This is a genomic window from Aureispira sp. CCB-E, from assembly GCF_031326345.1.
Classification (GTDB): Bacteria; Bacteroidota; Bacteroidia; order Chitinophagales; family Saprospiraceae; genus Aureispira.
Window position 1 is genome coordinate 2,875,658 of sequence record NZ_CP133671.1, and the last position, 23,762, is coordinate 2,899,419.

Annotated in this window: 14 protein-coding genes; 11 read left to right on the forward strand and 3 right to left on the reverse strand. The window is 36.9% G+C overall.

Annotated features, from left to right (window positions below):
• Nucleotides 1–104 precede the first annotated feature (104 nt).
• From QP953_RS10860 to QP953_RS10890, 7 genes are all read left to right on the forward strand, one after another.
• Nucleotides 105–3,476, forward strand: a complete 3,372-nt coding sequence (locus QP953_RS10860) for a VCBS repeat-containing protein (RefSeq protein WP_309555010.1) — start codon at nucleotides 105–107, stop codon at nucleotides 3,474–3,476.
• A gap of 11 nt (nucleotides 3,477–3,487) precedes the next feature.
• Nucleotides 3,488–4,423, forward strand: coding sequence for an alpha/beta hydrolase (locus QP953_RS10865; protein WP_309555011.1), 936 nt, complete (start codon nucleotides 3,488–3,490; stop codon nucleotides 4,421–4,423).
• A gap of 12 nt (nucleotides 4,424–4,435) precedes the next feature.
• Nucleotides 4,436–4,879, forward strand: coding sequence for a hypothetical protein (locus QP953_RS10870; protein WP_052598380.1), 444 nt, complete (start codon nucleotides 4,436–4,438; stop codon nucleotides 4,877–4,879).
• 33 nt (nucleotides 4,880–4,912) lie between these two features.
• Nucleotides 4,913–5,467, forward strand: a complete 555-nt coding sequence (locus QP953_RS10875; RefSeq protein ID WP_309555013.1) for a DUF1415 domain-containing protein — start codon at nucleotides 4,913–4,915, stop codon at nucleotides 5,465–5,467.
• Nucleotides 5,468–5,630: 163 nt separating this feature from the next.
• Entirely contained in the window at nucleotides 5,631–7,220 is a 1,590-nt protein-coding gene (bshC, locus tag QP953_RS10880; RefSeq protein WP_309555015.1) for a bacillithiol biosynthesis cysteine-adding enzyme BshC, read from the forward strand.
• A 151-nt stretch (nucleotides 7,221–7,371) separates the two neighbouring features.
• A complete protein-coding gene (locus QP953_RS10885) occupies nucleotides 7,372–8,325 on the forward strand; it encodes a hypothetical protein (RefSeq protein ID WP_309555017.1) in 954 nt (317 codons plus the stop codon).
• Nucleotides 8,326–8,723: 398 nt separating this feature from the next.
• Complete coding sequence (locus QP953_RS10890; protein ID WP_309555018.1) at nucleotides 8,724–9,368, forward strand: alpha/beta hydrolase; 645 nt, start codon at nucleotides 8,724–8,726, stop codon at nucleotides 9,366–9,368.
• A 41-nt stretch (nucleotides 9,369–9,409) separates the two neighbouring features.
• Here QP953_RS10890 and QP953_RS10895 read toward each other — a convergent pair whose 3' ends face one another.
• A complete protein-coding gene (locus QP953_RS10895; protein ID WP_309555019.1) occupies nucleotides 9,410–10,156 on the reverse strand; it encodes a hypothetical protein in 747 nt (248 codons plus the stop codon).
• Nucleotides 10,157–10,436: 280 nt separating this feature from the next.
• On the opposite strand from QP953_RS10895, the gene QP953_RS10900 reads away from it, so the two are divergent.
• A complete protein-coding gene (locus QP953_RS10900; RefSeq protein ID WP_309555020.1) occupies nucleotides 10,437–11,438 on the forward strand; it encodes a transposase in 1,002 nt (333 codons plus the stop codon).
• A 158-nt stretch (nucleotides 11,439–11,596) separates the two neighbouring features.
• Here QP953_RS10900 and mnmA read toward each other — a convergent pair whose 3' ends face one another.
• Both mnmA and QP953_RS10910 read right to left on the reverse strand, forming a co-directional pair.
• A complete protein-coding gene (gene mnmA, locus QP953_RS10905) occupies nucleotides 11,597–12,796 on the reverse strand; it encodes a tRNA 2-thiouridine(34) synthase MnmA (protein WP_309555021.1) in 1,200 nt (399 codons plus the stop codon).
• Between the two features lie 136 nt (nucleotides 12,797–12,932).
• On the reverse strand, nucleotides 12,933–13,925 hold the full coding sequence (locus QP953_RS10910; RefSeq protein WP_309555022.1) for a DUF2804 family protein: 993 nt from the start codon (nucleotides 13,923–13,925) through the stop codon (nucleotides 12,933–12,935).
• Between the two features lie 549 nt (nucleotides 13,926–14,474).
• Between QP953_RS10910 and QP953_RS10915 the strand changes: the two genes are divergently transcribed.
• The 3 genes from QP953_RS10915 to QP953_RS10925 all read left to right on the forward strand — a co-directional run bounded on the left by QP953_RS10915 (nucleotide 14,475) and on the right by QP953_RS10925 (nucleotide 23,544).
• Entirely contained in the window at nucleotides 14,475–17,369 is a 2,895-nt protein-coding gene (locus QP953_RS10915) for a PKD domain-containing protein (protein ID WP_309555024.1), read from the forward strand.
• Nucleotides 17,370–17,531: 162 nt separating this feature from the next.
• Entirely contained in the window at nucleotides 17,532–20,954 is a 3,423-nt protein-coding gene (locus tag QP953_RS10920; RefSeq protein WP_309555026.1) for a gliding motility-associated C-terminal domain-containing protein, read from the forward strand.
• Between the two features lie 208 nt (nucleotides 20,955–21,162).
• Nucleotides 21,163–23,544, forward strand: coding sequence for a PKD domain-containing protein (locus QP953_RS10925; protein WP_309555028.1), 2,382 nt, complete (start codon nucleotides 21,163–21,165; stop codon nucleotides 23,542–23,544).
• Nucleotides 23,545–23,762 lie beyond the last annotated feature (218 nt).

Here is a 23,762-nt window from a genome sequence, read left to right on the forward strand (position 1 = left end):
ATTTACAATATGCGTATATATTTTATCTTTAGTATCGATCAAGTTATCCCCTTGCCTTGTTTGTATTTTCTAATGTGCGATAATTGCTAATAAATGTAAAATATATGAAATACGACTACTATTGTTATGTATTGGTTATAGGAAGCCTATTTTTTACTGCTTGTAATCAAGAACAACCTGATATTGATGCGTTATTAAAAGAAAAGAAAGAAACAGCAGCAACACCCATAGAGTACCTTTTTGAAGAATTGCCAGCTGCTCAAACAGGGATTGATTTTCAGAATACCATTACACAAACTGCTACCATTAATATTTTATCTTGGGAATATCTATTCAATGGAGGTGGCGTAGCTGTGGGCGATCTAAACAATGATGGGTTGCCCGATTTAGTATTGACAGGAAATCAAGTAGATAATAGAATTTACCTTAACAAAGGAGGTTTGAAATTTGAAGATGTTACATCAAAAGCAGAGATCAATGTACAGGATAAACAAGGCAAACCGTCTTGGTATACGGGAGTAACTTTGGCAGATGTCAACAATGATGGTTGGTTGGATATTTATATTTGTCGGTCAGGGATGAAAGATTATTATGCCAAACCCGAAAACTTGCTTTTTATTAATCAAGGAGATTTGACTTTTTCAGAAGAAGGGCAAAAATATGGGGTTAACGATGCTGCTTATTCAACAGGAGCTACTTTTTTTGATTATGACAAAGATGGAGATTTAGATTTGTATGTCAACAATCATTTTGCAGATTTTAATCGAACGACTACTGTGGACAAAGTCCGTAAGAAAATAGAAGAAAATCCCGCCTTATTGGAAGAAAATTCATCGCATTTGTATAAAAATGAAAATGGGACGTATCGAGATGTAACGGCTGAATTGGGGATGCTGAAATATGACTATGGTCTAGGAGTTGTAGCGGCAGATGTTAATAATGATGGTTGGACAGATTTGTATGTTTCTAACGATTATACACAACCTAATGTCCTGTGGATTAATAATCAAGACGGAACATTTACGGATAAAATTAAGGAACAAATGGGACACGTAGCCTATTTTTCAATGGGCTGTGATATTAATGATTTTAACAATGATGGTTTGCCTGATATTGTGGCGGTTGATATGGCAGCCAAGGATCATGTAATGGCAAAAACTTCAATGGCTTCGATGCAACCTGCTTCGTTTAGAAAGCTGACAGAGTTATATGGTTATGTACCACAATATATGTACAACGAATTGCAATTGAATAATGGCAATGGGCAATTTTCGGAGATTGCCAATATGGCGGGAACCGCAAAAACAGAATGGAGCTGGGCACCTTTGTTTGCAGATTTTGACAATGATGGTCTAAAGGATCTCATCATTACCAATGGTTATAAACAAAATGCCTTGGACAATGATTTTAGAATGAAGTTAAGGAATCGAAAAATAGAGTTAAGAGGGCAGCCTATTCCTGAGGCAGAACGTATGAAATGGATTCAACAAATTCCAACATACAAAGCCAAAAATCATTACCTCAGAAATACTGGGGCACTTCAATTTGAGGACATGCGAAATACTTGGATTCAGTCTACGGCTAATTTATCGAATGGAACAGCTTATGCAGATTTGGACCAAGATGGTGACTTAGACTTGGTGACCAACAACATAGATGCACCTGCTTCTATCATCGAAAACAAAACAAAAAATAATGCTTATCTGCAAGTCGTTCTCAAAAGCAAGGAAAACAACTTTGCTGCTTTGCTAAATGCTAAAGTAATTGGCTTTAAAGGCGAAGAAGTGTTTTATCAAGAGTTGACCTTAACAAGAGGTTTTCAGTCTTCTGTAGAGCCTTTGTTGCATTTTGGATTGGGAACTGTTCAAACACTAGATCGACTGGTGGTTCAATGGCAAAATGGCAAACAGCAAACACTGAAGGCAGTTGCTGCCAATCAACGTTTGGAGGTGTATTGGGAAGATGCAACGGAGTCTGTTATGCCATTAATTAAAACAGAAGAATTAACCAACCAAGCCAAGCAATTGGGAATTAATTTTACCTATAAAAAAAGTAGATTTAATGACTTTGAGAAAGAAATTTTACTCCCTCACAAAATGTCTACCTTAGGAGGTGCTATTGCGGTTGGTGATGTTACAGGTGATGGCTTGGCAGATGTTTATATTGGTGGCAATCAAAATCAAGCAGGTCAATTGTTTGTTCAAAAAACTAATGCCACGTTTACTCCCAAAAGCATAAAGGCTTTCAACCAAGATAAATCCTTTGAAGATTTGGGCGCATTGTTTTTTGATGCTGACGGCGATAAGGATTTGGATTTGTATGTTGCTAGTGGTGGTGGTGGTGAAATTGCAGATCAACCAATGTTGTTACAAGATCGTTTGTATTTGAATGAGAATGGAAATTTTGTGCGTCAAAATAATTTTCCAGCGATTGAGTCTAGTACCCAAGCGATTGAAGCATTTGATTACGATCAAGATGGAGATTTGGATTTGTTTGTAGGAGGTCGGAATGAACCAGGTCGTTATCCCAAAGCACCTAAGTCTTACTTTTTAGTGAATGATGGAAAGGGAAATTTTGAAGATCAAATTGGTTCTATTGCAAATGCTCTAGAGTATGTTGGTTTGGTAACAGATGTATTAAGTATTGATTTTAATGAAGATGGTGCCTTGGATTTGGTGGTTTGTGGAGAGTGGTTTTCTGTTTCCTTTTATGAGCAAGTCAATGGTCGATTTCAGAATGTAACGGCAAAAATAGCAGACCCTCTGAAAATGGGATGGTGGCAATCTCTAATGGCTTATGATTATGACCAAGATGGAGATTTAGATATTGTTGCAGGCAATTTAGGAACGAATAATAAATTTCATCCATCCACCCATCAGCCCATGAAAGTATATTTTAGAGATTTTGATCGAAATGGGACAGAGGATATTTATTTAAGTCTTAATAAAGAAGGCAAGGAACTTCCTGTTCGAGGAAGAGAATGTAGTTCGCAACAAATGCCTTTTATTGCTAAGAAATACCCTACTTATGGGCAGTTTGCACAGGCAGAGGTGGGAGATATTTTAGGCGTAACGAACATTGATAGTTCTTTGGTGTACGAAGCTAGGACGTTTGAGCATACTATTTTTATTAATGAGCAGCAACAATTTAAGAAAACCATACATTTGCCTGCTGCTGCTCAAGTTTCTTTGTTGAGGAGTATGGTGTTGTGGGATTGGGATAAAGATGGTCAGAGTGACTTGTTAGGGGTTGGAAATTGGAAAGATACAGAAGTGGAAACGGTTGCTTACGATGCTGGTATTGGAACGGTTTTGTTGGCAAAAAATAAGGCTTTGTATCCTTTACCTGCCAAGGAATCTGGGTGGCGAGTCAAAGGAGAGGCAAGAGCTATTGAATTGCTTCCTTTAGCAAATGGAAAAACAGCGGCTTTAATTAGTAAGTATGGAGAAGGAGTAGAAGCTTATATATTACCATAAATAAAAAAATTATGAGTGATTTAATTAGAAAAAGAACCTCGTCATTTAAAAATCCTGAAGAGGGAAAAGAGAGAATAGAAGGTTGGGTGGCGAAAATGGAAGCATCGAATGGTCGTCCTTATGCTAAAATTTCTGTAGAAACAGAATTAGGGCAAACGCAGGTTTATGGTCTTAATTTGGATGAGAATTATACAGAAAGTATCGTGATTTTTCCTGGATTTAGAACCAGTGCGCTCTTTTGGGACTTTGACAATGGTTTAGACTTATTAAAACGTGAAGCTTTAAAAATTTATCTGATAGAAACCAACGGGCAACCTAATCTGAGTGCTGGACATACACCAGATATTAAAGGAAATGGCTATGGAATTTGGGCAAATAAAGTACTAGAACAACTTGGTATAGAGCGCACCTATATTGCTGGAGCTTCGTTTGGAGGTTTGGTATGTATGAAATTGGCGATAACCAATCCTGAGAAGATAAAGGCAGCTTTTTTATTAAATGCGGGCTGTTTTAGAATGATATCGTTAGGTTTTAAAAATCTATATTATAACTTGCTACCAATTTTGTTTCCTAGCAAAAAAAATATGGACCTATTTTTTGAGCAAATTGTTTTTTGCGGTGACCATCATTGTTTGTCTTCAAACTCGAAAGATTTAATTATGGATTATATGCATTATGTGATTCAATTTTATCAAGATAAAACCCAAAAACCATATCCAATGGGAGCAGAGTTGCGGATTGTTGATACGCCTGTGCATCTTTTGTTTGGTGCCAATGACTATCTATTGCCTTATGAAAAATCGATGGCAAATGCTCAACGTTATCTGAAAAATATTCAGTCTATTAAGGTGTTTCCCAATGTAGGGCATGGCATTGAGACGTATCAACCAGCAATAGAGTATATAAAATTGCAGATTAATAAATCAACAATGCAGCCACTTAGCTAATGTTTATAAACCATGGATATACTAGATGATTATAGAAGTTCTGAAAAAGAAAAACTCAAAGGTTTTGTACCTTATGTTAATTTAAGCAAGGATGAAATTGCAGATGTAATTGCTTTACTGGAAGAGGGAGGGGTGGAATTTAAACTTCAAAAAATAATGGGTTCTACCAACAATACCTTTATTGTACCATTAGCATCTACAGAATTAGACCGTACAAGCGCACTAATTTACATCAAAGAAGCGGACAAATTAACAGTGGATGTGATTTTAGATGCTTACTATATGGGAGCAGGTAAACGGCATTTGGATGCATCAGAAGCCAAAGCAAAAGAATCCCTTCAGTTGAATACAGAAAAAGAGAAACGTGGAAAATGGTTGTTCATCAATGCCGCTATTTTTTTTCTAATCATGTTGGTTTGGATTTTATTCAAACTTTATGAAATGGGGGTATTCTAAAAAAAAGTATGTTTTTAAAGCAAATAGCATCATATGACAAATTATACAGAAGAAGAAATTGTTCAGCAAACCAAAAATTGGGTTGCTAAGGTGGTTGTAGGTTTGAATTTTTGTCCTTTTGCCAAGCGAGAGGTCTTGAGGGATAGTATCCGATACCATGTTTCGAATAAAGACAGTTTAGAAGAAGTTTTAGAGGAATTGGTAAGAGAGTTGAACTACTTGGATAAGAACGTTACTACTGAGACGACCTTACTAATTTATCCTAAATTATTTGAAGATTTTGAATCCTACTTGGATTTAGTAGACATGGGACAATCCTTTTTGGATCAGTTGAATTATGAAGGGATTTATCAACTGGCTAGTTTTCATCCACAATATCAATTTGGGGGGACAACACTGGACGATGCTTCTAATTATACGAACCGCTCTCCTTATCCAACGTTGCATATCATTCGAGAAGAAAGCATCGAAAGAGCCTTAGAGCATTACGAAGCGCCAGAAGAAATTCCCGAACGGAATATTCAAGTAGCAGAAGAAATGGGAGCAAAAGTATTGCAGCAGTTGCTGTTGGATTGTTACCAATTATAATCTTGTCAAGGGGGAGTGTTATTGGCTAGAGGTATAACGCTAGTGATAAATTTTCAAAAATCAATTTTTTGACAACCAAAACTGCCTTCTTCTTGTTGGGGAGGTGAGATGAAAATAATGTAGCACTACAGCTAAGGATTATTATACAAATTTATAACAAACAATGAACATTACAACCTTTGATTTTAAGGATATTCCTCAGTTTTCGGATACAGATAAAGCATATACGTTAGGGGACAAAAATCTTCGACCATTTTATAAGTACGATGTTACTTTGGAAGTATTTGAAGATGTCATAAAGAACAAGAAATTTGAAGCAGAACAACGCAACGTTTTGGTTAAGGAATTAGAGATGCAGTACGAAGATGTGGAAGCTAGTGAAGCGACTTTACAGAATATACAGAGGCTAAAAGCTGCCAATTGTTATACGGTTGTTACCGCACACCAACCCAACTTATTTACAGGTCCCTTGTATAGTATTTATAAGATAATTAGTACGATTAACTTAGCAGAGAAGCTTGCCAAAAAGTATCCTAAACAGCAATTTGTACCCATTTTTTGGACAGGAGGAGAAGACCATGATTTTGAAGAAGTCAATCATTTGAATTTGTTTGGCAATCGTTTGATTTGGGAAGACGAACAAGGCGGTCCAGTAGGAAAATATTCGGTTGATTCTTTGCGGACAGTTTTGGATCAGACGAAAGAAATTTTAGGAGACGGAGCATATGCAAAGGAAGTAGCCGATAAACTAGAAGCGTTTTATGGCAACGCAACACAATATAGCGAGGCGGTAAAGCATTTCTTAAATTGGATTTTTGGGGCGTATGGTTTGGTCATTGTCAATGCCAATACAGCAGGATTCAAACGTCAGATGATCCCCTTATTCAAAGATGAACTACTACACCAACCTTCCAAACCAATTATAGAACAAACCATTCAAGATTTGGAGGCAGCAGGTTATCAACAACAAGCCTATGCCCGAGAAATCAACTTATTTTACCTTTCTCCCAACAAACGTAGCCGAATTGTCAAACAAGGCGATAGTTACGAGGTGTTGGATACGGACATACGTTTTTCGGAGGCAGAAATATTAAAAACATTAAAGGAGCACCCTGAAAACTTTAGCCCCAATGTTGTTTTGCGACCCTTGTTTCAGGAATCTATATTGCCTAATTTAGCCTATATTGGAGGAGGGGGCGAAATTGCTTATTGGTTAGAGCGTAAGACACAGTTTGAGCATTATCAAGTGCCTTTCCCAATGTTGATTCGTCGTTGTTCTGTCTTATGGATTCCGAAAGGTATGACAAAGCTCATGTCAAAACTAAATATCCAAGTAGAGCAATTGTTTGAGGATACCCACCATTTGTTAAAGCAATATGTACTAGACCATACAGAGGAAGAATTATCCTTGCAAGAAGAGTTGGAATCTTTGAATAAAGTTTTTGAATGTATTTTGACCAAAGCAAAACGGGTAGACCCTGCGTTAGAACCAGGTGTTTTGGGGCAGCAGGTTCAGATGCAAAAGGCAGTCGAAAATTTGGAGCAGCGTTTGATTCGTGCAGAAAAGAAAAAGAATGAAACGAGTATGCAGCGCATTCAAAAATTAAAAGATAATTTGTTCCCTAAGAATGGTTTACAAGAACGATACGATAACTTTTTGGCTTTTTACAGTCGATATGGTCGTACTTTTTTAGATACTTTAAAGGCAAATTTGGACGTATTGGACAAAAAGTTTGTCGTAATTGAAGACTAATAAGCACCTGTTTTGGCAATGCTCAAAATATTAACGTTATTTATGGCACAGTTTTCTTAGTAGTTAAGAATTAAAAGCTAACCTGTTTTACTTAATAAGCAATTAGCAATCAATTTCTTGATTTTAAAAACATAATAATCCTGAACGGAATATGATGATAGGCTTGAACAAATATTGTGGCATTTTTTTTAGTATTTTAATAATGGTTATAGGGGGGCAAGTACAGGCGCAAAAATTGCGATTCAATGGACATTATCCTTTGGCAACCCCCAAAAAAGGATCAGAGTCCCAAGCAAAGGCAGAGTACGAAAAAACGGTTACGGCAATGCTAGGTGGCGTACGGTTGATGGCGTTGAATACAACACCTACCAAAAGGGAAGATCCCGAGGCATTTACGAAAGATGATTATAAAGCAATCGTGGCAGAAATGGGAACTTATGCGACAGAACTGTGTGAGGCATTAAAAACAGATTATGCTAATGATTTGAAGAAAATTGAAAAATCCATCAAGTCCAATAAGTTTTCTAGCGCTATATCTAGTTTGGAAAAAATTGGTGCTCAGTCTACAGAAGATGCAGAGACTATCTTTTTTATTTGGAAGGAATATTTGGAGGATAAGAAAAAGGAAGCACCTTGGACGAATCCTGACAACATTCAAATTACACGGGTGTATCGTGCTATGTTGACGTATGTCAGCAAAAATTATGAACGTCCTTTTGGAGCACAAGCAGAACAAGGGGCTATTATTGCCGATGCTGCTCAAGCACTTAGCAACTGTATGGAAAACCCAACTGAGTTGGCTTGGAAGGGAGAGTCCAAAATGAATATGAAAAAGGAGGATGAATTGAGACGTTTGGCTAGTAATGTGTCGTATTATAATTGGAGGTTGCACGACCCTGTTAGTGGGAAGCGTTCTGCACACATTGACCCAGAGGTAGTTGATCACTTGCAACAAGCTTTGTTTGATGTGGTACGAACAACGATTCAAGAAAAAGATCGATGGAATAATGATCCCTCACATGGAGCTAATTTATTGCGTTTATTTGAAGATACTAGACGTAGTGGTTGGACTGTGAACGGAGATCGAGCTAAAAAGAGCAAGTAGTTTGTTTCGTTATTAATTTTAAAGTTCAATAGTTCGTTGAAACCACGCAGTAGCAGCGAAGCTAACTAAAAGCGCAGCGCTCACGAAGTAAACTTTATTAGTTTACTTCGTGAGTGCTGCGCAGTTGATAATTAACAAGTTGTAGATTTATTACGTTTTGTGCTATTAGTTTGATTATCAAACTAATATAAATGTGATTTTTTATCTTTTTTGGTAAAAAAGTAAACAACTAAGCGATAGCGATCTCATGAGCGTAGCGAACTAATCAACGACCACGAAGTAGCAGCGTAGCTAACTACTAAAAGTTAATACCCGATTGTTTTTTTACCCAAAAAAGTAATCGGGTATTTTTTAATGCAACAGTGGTTTTCTGTAAAATATGCTAAAATGGTATTTTAATGAAAAAGGTTTATTGTATTAGTGGTTTGGGAGCTGATAAACGGGTTTTTGCAGCATTGAAGCTGCCCGAAATAGAACTTGTACACATAGCTTGGCTAAGCCCTTCCATTGATGATACAATGGGAAGCTATGCTAAAAAGTTATTGCCTCAAATTGATACAAGTACTTCCGTAACAATTTTGGGGCTTTCCTTTGGTGGTATGCTGGCGGTAGAAGTGGGACATTGGATTGAGAATAGCCAAATTATAGTATTGTCTAGTGCTGTAACAGCATCGGCTATCCCACTTCGTTATCGATTGTTAGGTCAATGGAAGATACCCGACAAAATTCCTTTCTCTATTCTACAAAAGACCAATGCCTTGACGTATTATTTTTTTGGTATAAAAACCAAGCAATACCAAGTCTTGCTAAACAATATTTTACAGGACACGGAGGAACATTTCTTTAGATGGGCTGTTCAAGCAATTGTAAACTGGAAAAATGAAAAAGTGCCCTTAGATTTGATTCAAATACATGGTACAAACGACAAAATTTTGCCTTTGGTGAAAACGCCAAGTCTTATTTTGGTCAAAGGAGGGGGACACTTTATGGTCTTGGAGCAAGCCGATCAAGTAGCTCAAATTTTGAATGATATATTATCCTAAGTGTGGAATTACTATTCGTGTTGAAGTGCACTTAATTATGATTAAATAAAACGAAGATTATATTTTAGTTGAGGCATTATCTCATTTCTAATAATACTTAGAGGATGAAAAGGGAATAAATAATCAAATTCTTGACGTTCTGATAGATTCATTGTATTACCTTCTTTGAAATTTTTATCATAAGGATCTTGATTGTATAATTTTGCCATTTCCATGAAGTCAAGACCTAAGATCAAGCTAATTGGTTGTATGAATATGTTGTCTCGCATTCCTGTCGGAGACATTTCATTTACTCGAATGGTAATTCGATATATTTTTTGTTCTTTGTAATGCAGTGCTTGAAGGACATAAATATAATCCATTCCAGGGGCTTCCTGTCTGGGAATTTTTAAAATACTTTCGCTACCTGTCAAGCCATTGTCCAACGAAAACTCTTCACAGAATACAATTCCTCCACTTTGTTCAAGAGCAATGCTACGCATCCAATTTCTGAAAACAGGCATTTGACTAGACGAAGTTTCTCGTTTCATTTCACCATTGGGAAGCATGATGGAGATTTCGAGTGTATCTCCAAAATCGTCGTAATAAAGTTGAGAAGAAGCATTAGAGTCATGCAGTTGCCAATTGAACGTATCAAATTCTAAGTTTTGGAGTATGGTTAATTGAGAGGTATATTGTCTTCGGTAAGCTCTAATTTCTGCGAGACCATCTTCACCATGCATTTTGGTTTGAATGGCTGTAACTTCAGCGTCGATCTGTTGTTTAAGATCGTTACTAAGAGGAAACAACTCATCAAATAAATCTCTTTGGGGTGTTTGTTGAGGTTTCTTTTTTCTAAAAAAGCTTTTGAAACCCTACATAAAAAGAAAAGAAGAAGTTTTTTGAAAATTAGGTAGAGAAAAGAAAAAGACAGGTCATATTTGTAATGCGAATATCAAACAAAACCTGTCAATATGAAAAAAAACGATTTTTTCACAAGTCAAAGATAGTTTAAAAAGTCTATATCAGCAAGAGCCATCGGGGCATGCACTAAGCCGCTTGAACACTTTATGTGGCTTAGTGACAGGAATGATTAAACGAAAAAGTAGCCATTTGCCAGATATAGGTAGTGGTTTACCTCAAGATATAGATGCCGCAAGTCGAGTTGTCCATGCCAAACGATTTCTGTCAAATAAATGGACAGATTACAAGGTACATTATCTTCCCTTTCTAATTGCATTTTTACGTTTTGCTTTATCCAAAACGAATAATAATCAAGGCATTAGTTTAGTAATAGATGGGAGTCAAATGGGAAGTAAACATGTTGCTCTTGTTGTCAGTCTAGCTTGGAAAAAACGTAGTATTCCTATTTGTTGGGTAATCAGAAAAGGGCGTAAAGGACATTTTCCCCAACAAATGCATTTAGACATTATTCAACAAGCAGCCGAAATCTTAAAACCGATTCTTTTTACTCAAACTAAAGTGACTTTATTAGGAGATGGAGAGTTTGATGGAGCATCTATACAGCAATTATGTCGCCTAAAGTTAGGCTGGAAATATGCTGTAAGAACAGCCAAGAATACAATTTTACATGAGCAAGGAGACTGTTTTAAACCTCGATTTACAAAAGTACCAGATGGAGAAACATTTTTGTTTATCCCATCTGTTGAGTTTTCTAAAGAGAAAATTCAAGATGTAAATTTTCTGCATTGGCATGATCCTAAATATGATGAGCCAATATTTTTGATTAGTAATCTAGATGACCCCTTTGAAATTATAAGGCAATATGAACTGCGTTTTTCAATTGAAACCATGTTCAAAGATTTCAAATCAAGAGGATTCAATATGCATAAAACAAGGTTAAAGGAAGCTTATGACATATTTAATCTGTTGATTGTTGGTGCATTAGCTTTTTGTTTTATTATGGGATTTGGTGCTTTACATCAAAACAGTCCAGTAAAAAAGAAAGTTCAAGAAAAACAAAATCAACAGTTTTCAATTTTTACATTGGGCTTAAAATTAGTTCATTATTTTATTGAAAGGGAAATCCCTTTCGTTTTTTCTCTCATATTTTCAAAGAACTCGTCTTAGTTTTTTCTAAGTTTTTATGTAGGGTTTCAAAAAAAAGCTAAACATAATGGATCAAGGTTTGTTTTTTCAAAATAGCTATATAAAGATATAAAAAAATCGCAATCCTTCTACGTGCTAGAAGAACGATTGCGATCAATAATATTAGAATTTGAATAAGTTTAGCCAATAACACCCGAGCCAATCAATTCTTCGCCGTCGTACCATGCTGCAAATTGCCCAGGAGTAACCCCTCTTTGAGGCGTTTCAAAAATAATATAAATTCCATCCTCTTCACAATACAATGTGGCAGCTGTTAGAGGTTGGCGGTAACGAATTCGACACATAAAGTCTCGTTGTTCACCAACTGTTAATTTTAAGTCTGGACGCACCCAATGTACTTCATTAGTAGTAATAAAAAGCCCTTTTCTAAATAAACCAGGATGTTTCCCTTGACCTGTATAAATAACATTGTTTTGAGTATCTGTTGCAATGACAAAAAGAGGTTCCTTGGTTCCTCCAACTTGTAATCCTTTGCGCTGTCCAATGGTAAAGTAGTGGGCACCATTGTGCTGACCAAGCACTTTCCCATCTTGTGGGGCATAACTTAATGTCTTGCTAAGAATTTTTAAAGCAGCGGTATTTCTGTTCTCACCAATGGCATCTAGTTGTTCTTGATAATTTTGAAAAACAGGAGCATCCTTGGGAATTTCTACAATATCTCCTTGTTTAGGTTTTAGTTGTTGTTGTAAAAATTCTGGTAATTTGATTTTACCAACAAAACATAGACCTTGAGAATCTTTTTTATCGGCAGTAATCAACCCTTGTTCGGCCGCAATTTTACGAACATCTGGTTTTTGTAAATGACCAATAGGGAAGAGTGCCTTAGATAACTGTTCTTGGTTGAGTTGACACAAAAAGTAACTTTGATCTTTGTTGTTATCTGCCCCCGCAATTAGTTGATAATGTGTTTGACCATCCTTTTTAATACTTTTCTTTTGACAATAATGTCCCGTAGCAACATAGTCAGCCCCTAATTCTAAAGCAGTTTTAAGAAAAACATCAAATTTAATTTCTCTATTGCACAAAACATCAGGGTTGGGCGTGCGTCCTGCTTGGTATTCTGCAAACATATAATCGACAATTCGTTCTTTGTATTGCTCGCTCAAATCAATGGTTTGAAAAGGAATTCCCAAAGCTTGCGCTACAATTAAAGCATCATTGCTATCTTCAATCCAAGGACATTCCGCATCTAAAATAACCGAATCATCATGCCAGTTTCGCATAAACAAACCAATTACTTCATACCCTTGCTCTTTTAGCAAATAGGCTGATACACTAGAATCTACACCACCCGAAAGTCCTACTACTACACGTTTCATTTTGTAATCAAATTTTTATTTTAATATTTTATTATGGGTAATAATTACTCAACCACTAGTACAGCAACTTGCTTGTTAAGTAATCATTCTATTTCGATTGCTAAACAGTCCATGAACGAAAACAATCTAGCAAAAATTACCAAATAGCTTCGTGTTCTTCCATAACACCATAACCTGTGAATTTTTTCCAAGTACCTTGATGGCGAATTTTTCCATTGATTTGACCAAATACTTGGGTAAATTTACTTTTTAATAGTTTGATGTTAATGTTCTCTTTTCGAGAACCATTTGGCTGCATACTTAGTTCCAAATCTCCGTTCAAAGAACGCACTTTCCATAGGGATTTTGACAATGGTTTGTTGTATTGATAACTAACATTTCCAATCAAAATGCGCTCTGTTCCCAACCAAACAATATTTTCCATATTTTGGTTGAATTGATCCACCACATTTATACCAATAGGCGTTCCATCTTCTAGTTTTCCTAGAAAGGATGTCCAGTTCCAGTTGGTATGTTTGGGAGGGTAGCCCTTAGAAAAATCAATGCCTCCGTACAAATCGTTAAAAAACTTTGTTTCTCCATTTTGTTTCAATTGAATATTGGTTGGCAATAACAAGTTTTTATAAGTAAAATGAAAAGGGCGATTGCCACCAGAGGAAGGACAAATAAAACTTAGCCCGTGTTCGTTGTTGATACATTGTACACTAATTTGAAATTTTTTGCCCTTAAAATTGAATTGCATTTGTCCCTTTTGTGTCAAAATTTCATACTGCCCTAATTGCCAATAGCTATCCAAGTTTGCCTCAAAATTAGCATCAAAAGCAAATGGGCGATCAATCCCGTGCTCTAAAAAGGTATTGGTCTGTGGAAAGTAAACATAGCAAAAAGCTTTGCCTATAAAACCAGCATCGACAATTGCGAAACCTACAAAGATATCAGGACTATAAGCCCCTAAAAAAATCCAAGATTTTCGTTGCCATCTTCTTGGGCTTCTCCAACCTTTTGAGCCGTCCCATACGTTAGTAGAAGTATTGGGAACCACATTGTCATACACTCCATAATCTTGGAGATCTTGATCAGAAAGTAAACTAGGTATACTATCTAGTATTTTTTTTTGATGTACATTCATTTTGTAATAGGCTATAAGCTTTATTGAATAGTTTGTTGAAAATTTAATATGAATGTGCTTTTTTATCTTTTTGGTAACTAAGCTTGCGGCCTCATGACCGCAGGGAATAATCAACGACCACGAAGTAGCAGCGTAGCTAACTACTATTTATTGTTAGTCAATTATTATTACACTTGCTCGTTGTAGTTTACAAAAAACACAGGGTTATCCAATTCCGTATTAGTACCAAACCAAGCTTGCGAGCGAAGGAACCTAGTGAACGAAAGTACAAACTACTATTGATGAATTATGAAACGATATTCAAAAGGCATAATAATTGCGCATTTGTTAAGTTGGTTCTATTTTTAAACAAAAGTACAATTTCTTTCGTTTTTCTGTACTAAGAATCTATATAAGTATTGGTATAAATCAAACTGGAGGATAAACAAACTACAATTGTGGTAGGAATTGTTTAACTTAGACCGAAGCCCATTGCTATGATATATATAGTACCTCTTTTAATATAATATTAATCTGCTCCCTTATTTAAAAAATTGGAAGTCGTCGTCTATGAAGTATTTAATTCATTCTATAAGTTTGTTATGTTGTCTAGTTCTATTCCCATTTTCTACTACTCAAGCAAGTCATATTGTAGGAGGAGAAATGACCTATAATTGTTTGGGAAACAATCAATATGAGATTTTGTTAACCATTTTTAGAGATTGTGAGAATGGAAACCCAGGAGCTTATTTTGATAATCCAGCCATTATTGGTGTTTTTGATGCTACATCAGGGGCTTACTTGGGCAAAGAATCTTTTTTTCTAACGGTAGACGATACACTAGATTTATCCTTGAGTAATCCTTGCTATACGATACCCCCCAATGTGTGTATTCATACAACAACTTACAGAAGGCAAATTACCCTTCCTTATAGAAGTGGTGGTTATCACTTAGCTTATCAGCGGTGTTGTCGAAATAATATCATTGCTAATATTGTCAATCCACAAGCTTCTGGAGCTACGTATGATGTGGTTATTTCAGCCAATGCACTAGCTAATTGTAATAGCAGCGCAAGGTTTAGAGAGTGGCCTCCTTTTTATATTTGCCAAGGTTCTTCTATCAATTATGATAACTCCGCATTTGATCCAGATGGAGATTCTATCGTATATAGTTTGTGCAATCCTTATGATGGTGCCACTCAAGGAGATCCTATCCCTGATCCACCAGCAGGTCCTCCTTACAATTCTGTGGTATGGTTGCCACCTTACAACCTTAACAATATGTTGGGAGGACCCGATCCTTTGAGAATAGACCCTGTGACTGGTTTGTTAACAGGCACGCCACCTACTTTAGGAACTTTTGTGGTAGGAATTTGTGCCCAAGAATATAGAAATGGTGTTTTAATTGGGGTCACAAAACGAGATTTTCAATATTCCGTAGGAGTGTGTACTCCTTTGCAAGCACAGTTTGCGGTTAATATTCCACCTTGCAATAATACGCTTTCGGTCTTGCACCTTAATGCAAGTACTTCTCTAAATACGTCTTTTCAATGGGATTTTGGAGATAATTCACCTATTTCAACTGCTGTTAATCCATACCATGCCTACCCAGATACAGGAACGTATACTGTAACCATGATTGCAGCAGCAGGACTTTCTTGTGTGGATACCGTAGAGCGCCAAATTACCGTAACACTAGATGGGGCAGATGTAGAAGTGCCTCCGCAAGAAGCTTGTTTGGGAGATACGGTGTTGCTTGTTGCACAAAATGTATTGAGTAACTATAATAATTTAGTATCTTATAACTGGTCACCCAACAACACCATTTTATCAGGACAGGGAACCGATTCTGTTTATGTTGTCGCTAATAGTAACATAAACTTGAGTGTAACGGTAATCAATGATAATGGTTGCCAAGATGTTGATAATACCAATATACAATTACAATTAGTAGAAGCTAGTTTCGATAGTATTGCCTTTGATTGTAACACTACCTTGAGTATCCCATTTACTAACAATAGTGTTGCTGTTAACAATGGCTATTGGTGGGATTTTGATGGGACAGGGACCTCGACGGATGTATTTCCTGTTCATACATTTCCAGATACAGGACTGTATTCGATTACTTTAATTGCTGGGTATGGAGCATTGTGTCAAGATACATTTACTAGAGATATTTATATCCCATTGGATGGTGCATCAGTTCTGTCTACTTCTCCTACACAAGCTTGCAAGGGAGACGATTTGATTTTAAGTGTGACCAATGAGCTTGCTAATTATAATAATATAGCAGGTTATGTATGGACACCAGATGCTCCGATTTTATCTGGTCAAGGAACGGATTCTATTCAAATTGTAGCAGATGCCAATACGGTATTTACAGTTAATGTTATTAATGACAATGGTTGTGTCGATACCGTAAAACTACCGCTTCAAGTATTTCAAGTTAACGCTACTTTTGACACGACGGAATTGGTGTGTAACAAATCGCTAGATGTTCCTTTTACTAATACCAGTGTCGATCCTAATGTAGGATTTGTATGGGATTTTGGAGGTACAGGAACCTCGACAGATTTAAGTCCAACCCACACGTTTCCTGACACAGGGACTTATACCGTTACATTGATAGGAGGTATTGGAACTGCTTGTCCAGACACCTTCTCAAGGACGATCTATTTGCCAATAGATGGGTTAGAAATAATAGCCTCTGATTCTCAATTGGTTTGTAGAGGAGATACCGTTTTGTTAACTGCTTCAAATGTTTTATCTTTATACAGTAATGTTGTAGACTACACATGGACACCAGGGACAAATATACTAACTGGTCAAGGAACGGATAGTGTGGAAGTCTTGGCAAACGGAGATCTAGATTTTATAGTAATTGGCTTAAATGATAGAGGTTGTAGAGATACTGCTATGGCGCATGTTAATGTGAGTACAATGTCTCCCGCTTTTACAGTGGTTGCAATCCCTGATAGTATCTTTTTAGGACAGTCTTCTCAGTTGGCTGCTACCAATGTAGCAGGTTATATATACAGCTGGTTGCCAGATACAACTTTAAGTGCTTATAATATTCCTGATCCAATCGCTAAGCCTAGACAAACGACAACCTATTATTTGACAGTTGAAAATCAACTTTGCACAGATTATGACTCTGTAACTGTTCGAATAAGACAGCCAGTTTGTGATGGTCCTGTTGTATTTATACCCAATGCATTTTCGCCTGATGGAGATGGTTACAATGATGTATTGATGGTGAATGGAAACAATATCGACGAAATGACGATGGCCATTTATAATAGATGGGGACAAAAGGTATTTGAAACCAATAGCCAAGATATTGGTTGGGATGGAACATTTGAAGGACAAGCTTTGCCGCCAGATGTATATGGTTATTATATGAGATGCACGTGCGATGGAGGAGGTACGTTGTTATTAAAAGGAAATATTACCTTACTAAAGTAAATAGATGGTTTGATAGAGTAATACGATGCTTTTAGGGCTATCTTAAAATAGTACTCTGATAATTAAAAAGAATCAGAGCGTGATAAAAAAGTAAAAGGGATAAATGATTGGTAGTTTATCCCGTTTTTTTTGATAGCCCCCACAGCTCAAAACTACTCTATTATGAAAAAAGCACTACTCCATGCTTTAAAAGGCATACTCTTATTGCTGGCTCTCCTTTGCTGTTCTCAAAAAGCTCTAGCAACCCATATTGTTGGGGGAGAAATGAATTATCGATGTTTGGGCAATGATCAATACGAAGTTTCTTTGACGGTATTTCGAGATTGCGATACTGGTGTTCCTTGGTTTGATGATCCTGCTTCGATTGGTGTTTTTGATGGACAAACCAATGTGCTAATTTTTAGTCAATTAGTTGATTTAGATGCAGGAATCAATGATACACTAGATATTTATTTGCCTGATTCTTGCTTGATTGTACCCAACAATGTTTGCATTCATACAACCACTTATACCGATACGTTTACCTTGCCTTTTTCTTTGACAGGCTATACTTTGGCTTATCAAAGGTGTTGTCGAAATCAAGATATTGTAAATATTGTCAATCCCAATTCGACAGGAGCAACTTACTGGACATATATATCACCAGCTGCGTTGCAATTGTGCAACAGTTCAGCTGTTTTTAATGAATGGCCTCGGGTGTATTTGTGTTCAAGAGTTCCTATAGCATTTGATCATTCGGCAACAGATGTAGACGGGGATTCTATCGTATACGAACTCTGCACGCCTTCGGATGGTGCAACTAATGCGAACGCAAGACCACAACCACCCAATGCTCCTCCTTATCAAAATATCACATGGCAAGCGCCATATGGTGTATCCAACGTACTAGGAGGTCCCGACCCTTTATCTATAGATCCCGTTACTGGTTTGTTGACAGGTACGCCGCAAAACTTAGGCGTATTTTTGGTTGGAGTTTGTCTTAAAGAATATAGAAATGGAAACTTAATTTCGATTACTAGGCGCGATTTTCAACATGTAGTCGGAACCTGTGAACCACAAACAGTAGCAGATTTTGACACAACAGGATTGCAATGCAATAAAGTGCTAACTTATCCATTTGATAATGACAGTCGAGTCGTAACAGGATCGTACAATTGGATATTCGATACCTTGGGAACCTCTCAAGCTGTTAATCCTATATTTACATTCCCAGATACAGGACTTTATACCGTCACTCTAGTGGCGGGAATTGGTTCTCCTTGTTTGGATACTTTTTCTGTGGATATGGACATTAGAATAGAAGCCTTAGAATTATCAATGGCAGCACCACAAACGGCTTGCCAAGGAGATACCATATTGTTAGTGGCTACCGATACTTATGAAGGATATTCTGACTCAACAACATTTACTTGGTCTCCTGCGGCGGCTATTATCAGCGGACAAGGAACAGATAGCGTTTGGGTGGTTGTTAATCAAAGCACACAGTTTCGAGTAGATGGTGTCAATAACTATGGTTGTACTAGTAGTGCTTTTGCAACGATCAACATGCGGCAAGTGACGGCAGATTTTACAACAACGAGTACACCCTGCAATACGTCATTAACTTTACAGTTTCAAAATCAAAGTTCTAGCAACCCTACTAATAATAATTATCAATGGCAATTTGGTACCTTAGGATTTGCTACGGCAACCAATCCTTTTTTTGTTTTTCCTGATACAGGAACCTACACCGTAACTTTGGTGGCAGGAGTAGGCAGCCTATGTGCTGATACTATTTCAAGGAATGTTTTGGTACAATTAACAGCAATGGAGTTGCAGCCAATTCCTGATGTCACTGCATGCAAGGGAGATAGTATTTTTATTAAAGCTATAGATTTGTATAAAGATTATTCTACTTCTGCTAATTATGTTTGGACACCAAGTTCAGAGATTGTAACGGGGCAAGGAACAGATAGTGTTTTAATTATAGCCAATAACTCCACACAAATACAGGTATCAGGACAAAATAACTATGGTTGCCCCAGTACATTGAGTTTTGACATTGACGTTATCCATATAGAAGCTAATTTTGACACGCTTGATTTGGCTTGTAATACATCTCTAGCCATTCCATTTACGAACAGCTCCATTAATAGTTTGGGAGGTAGTAATTATTTATGGCGCTTTGATACTTTGGCAACTAGTACTACTACCAACCCAATATACACCTTTCCAGATACAGGAATGTATGCAATTGAACTCATTGTAGGAGCCAATACCTTGTGTCCTGATACCATGTCATTAGATTTATATTTACCACTTTATGGTGTTGATTTGACACCAATTCCAGCACAAACAGCATGTGTAGGCGATTCGTTATGGTTAACCGTGGATGATTTGTTAGAACGTTATTCGGATAGTATTGACTATGTTTGGACACCTACTTCACAGATTATTGAAGGGCAAGGGACAGATTCGGTCTTAATTCTAGCGACCAATACGACGACTATAAAAGTTGAAGCGTTGAACAGTCATTTGTGTCGAGATACTGTTACTACAACTATAAACGTATTGGAAGTTAATGCTTCTTTTGATACCCTAGATGTTTTGTGTAATACTTCTTTGTTAGTTCCTTTTGTCAATACATCTACTAGCAATCTAACAATGAATAATTATGAGTGGAATTTTGAAAATTTGGCAACATCCACAGATGTTAACCCGCTATACAATTTTCCAGATACAGGAAATTATACCGTACGTTTAGTGGCTGGAGTTGGTAGTTTGTGTCCAGATACATTCAATATGGAGGTCTATTTGCCTTTACATGGTTTAATTATGGATGCTCCTGATGTCTCGGTTATCTGTAAAGAAGATACGGTAGAACTAACGGTTACCAATGCTTTGGATGCTTATACCGATTGGGTCAATTATCAGTGGTTGCCGACCAATGAAATTTTTGCAGGGCAAGGAACCGACACGGCATATGCCTTGATGGATACTAATACCACTTTTATTGTAATTGGAAACAATGCGCATGGTTGCGTTGATACAGCTTATGCACAAGGGCGCATCATTTACATTTCACCAATATTGACAACGACTGTAAACCCTGACAGTATTTTTGTTGGTCAAACGGCTCAATTAGCTACAACAAACGATATCAATTATCTCTATAATTGGTTGCCAGATACAACATTGGATAATTATTTTATTTATAATCCCATGGCAAAACCGAGACAAACAACTTGGTATTTTGTTTCGGCAACCAATCAATATGGTTGTACGACCAAAGATTCGGTTTTAGTTCCGATAAAAGCTCCCGTTTGTGGTTTGCCTACTGTGTTTATACCCAACGCATTTTCACCTGATGGAGATGGTCACAATGATGTTTTGATGATTAATGGAAATAACATAGCAAGGATTGATTGGACAATTTACAATCGTTGGGGCGAAAAGGTATTTGAAAGCAACGACCAAGCGATTGGATGGAATGGTACGTTTAAAGGGAAAACACTGCCTCCAGACGTTTATGGCTATTATTTAAGGTGTATATGTGATGATGGAAGTGAACTATTGACAAAAGGAAATATTACTTTGTTGAGATAAAGCAAGTATTATGCTCATATTGAATAACAAGTTGTAAATTTAGTTTAATTTAATATGATTGGATGGAGGTTGATTTTATTCAAACTATATGTTATCTTAGAACTAGAATTAATGGCATTAAAATGTAAATAGAAATACTATTTTCTAATAACCAGATGCTTATTTAGGCTGAACAGAAGAATAGCCCTTGACCACTAAAATTAACACCATGAAAACACTTCGACTCCAATATTTGATCCTAAGTATAAGCAGTATGTTTATAGGCATGCATTCGCTTTTGGCAACCCATATTATTGGAGGAGAAGTTAATTATCGGTGCTTAGGGAACGATCGGTATGAAATTACGTTGCAATTGTTTCGAGATTGTGACACTGGAGTACCTTGGTTTGAAGATCCAGCAGCCATTCAAATATTGGATGCTAATGGATACTTTATTGATACGATAGGAATGCGATTGAGAAACAATGATACCTTGGCTTTTACAAGCTCAGCGTGTTCTGTTATTCCACCGTCTGCCTGTATTCATACCACTACTTATCGAGAGGTGCGGACGTTGCCTTTTCGAGTGGGAGGGTATCAGTTTTTATACCAAATCTGCTGTCGAAATCAAGATATTATTAATATTGCAAATCCTACAGGAACCCAAGCGGCTTATCATGCTGTTTTAACAGAAGAAGCCTTGTTGTCTTGCAATAGTGCCCCAAAAGTAGGAGATTGGCCTCCTTTTTATATCTGTAATGGACAGCCATTTAGTTATGATCATTCGGCAACAGATGTTGATGGGGATTCTTTGGTTTACGAATTGTGTACTCCATACGATATCTTTGGAGTGGCGGGAAATCAATTTGTGAATTGGGTACTCCCTTATAATTTAAACAATATGCTTGGAGGACCACAACCATTTGTGATAGATCCTGTAACGGGAATGTTGACAGGAACCCCTTTTTCTAATGGAACCTTTGTATTTGGAATTTGCATTAGCGAATACCGAAATGGCGTATTAATGGGGCGCATACGGAGAGATTTCCAATTTATTGTAACACCTTGTATTACTTCTATTACAGCAGATTTTGAGCCAGATATTCCCATCTGTAATGCTTCTCTAAATATTGGCTTTGATAATATGAGCAACCCTTCTAATGGTCCTTTTATTTGGGATTTTGGAGATGGAAGCCCCATATCAACAGTAGCCAATCCTGTTCATTCTTTTCCAGATACAGGGCAGTATACGGTTCTTCTTATTGCTGGTTTGGGAACTCCTTGTGAGGACTCTATCGAAATGGATGTTCAATTAAATATAGAGGCTGCGGAAATAGATGTCGTGAGTGCTCCAATTATTTGTAATGATAACAAAGTATTGTTAGTGGCTTACAATATTTTCTCTGAATTTAATCAAGTAGTTAGCTATAACTGGTCGCCACCTAGCAATATTATTTCGGGACAAGGAACAGATAGTGTTTGGATGTCAGTAAGTGGCAATAGTTTTGGGGTAATGGTAGAGGCAACGAATAATTATGGATGCACCGATATGGTACAACTAACACAGGTAGATGTTCCTATAGATACAGTGATGGCTGCTTTTGATACGACTACATTTACTTGTAATAAATCACTTTCAGTTCCTTTTAACAACCAAAGTGTTACGAACAATCAGCAATATTTATGGAATTTTGGAAATACGGGGAGTTCAACCGATGAAAATCCAACCCATACCTTTCCCGATACAGGAATGTACGAAATAACTTTAATTGCGGGTATTGGACATCCTTGTCAAGATACATTTAGTAGAATGTTGTACGTTCCATTTACAAGTCCTTCTATCGCAGCTATTGGCTCCCAAACAGTTTGTAAGTCAGATACATTATTAGTGACGGCATTTGCAACAGGGCAAAATTATCATGATATTATAGAGTATAACTGGACGCCTACAGAGCATATTATTTCAGGACAGGGAACAGATAGTATTTGGGTGTTGGCTAATGATGATATTTACTTTGAAGTGGTTGGTACTAATACTGAAAATTGTAAAGATACGAATTATACCAGTGTGATTGTCAGCTCTGTTTCTCCTGTACTATCGGTTTCTGCCTTGCCTGATGCAATTTATGAAGGGCAAACAACTCAACTGTTGGCTACTTATGACATGGATTATACCTATACGTGGTTGCCCGATACAACATTAAATGCATATGATATTCATAATCCTACTGCCCAACCTCGATCAACCAATACGTATTATCTCTCTGTAAGAAATGATATAGGGTGTTCTTTACTAGATTCTGTAACAGTTACAATTCTGCCGCCACTTTGCGGAAATCCCGTTGTTTTTGTCCCTTCTGCTTTCTCTCCTGATAATGATGGCCACAATGATATTTTGAGGGTAGAAGGCAATCATATTACCGAAATGACTTTTGCTATTTACAATCGTTGGGGACAGAAGGTTTTTGAAACCAACGATCAAGATAGAGGTTGGGATGGAACATTTGAAGGGAAATTGTTGTCTCCAGATGTATATGGTTATTATATGCAGTGTGTTTGTGACGATGGGAGCGAAGCCTTTTTGAAAGGAAATATTACGTTGCTACGCTAAGCAATGTTTTATTCTGCACAATAGCGATAAGAGCAAAAAATGTAATGGATTGAAACTATGTTCCTCCTTAATTTGTATTTGATATAACAAGTTCATTGCTTCATGGAAAATTAAAAATCCAATGAAGCTCCATCGCGTGCAAAAGAAGGTAAAACGATTTGAATTTTATATTTTGAATATATTTTTTGATAATTGTTTGCTTGTCTTAATCCTTATAT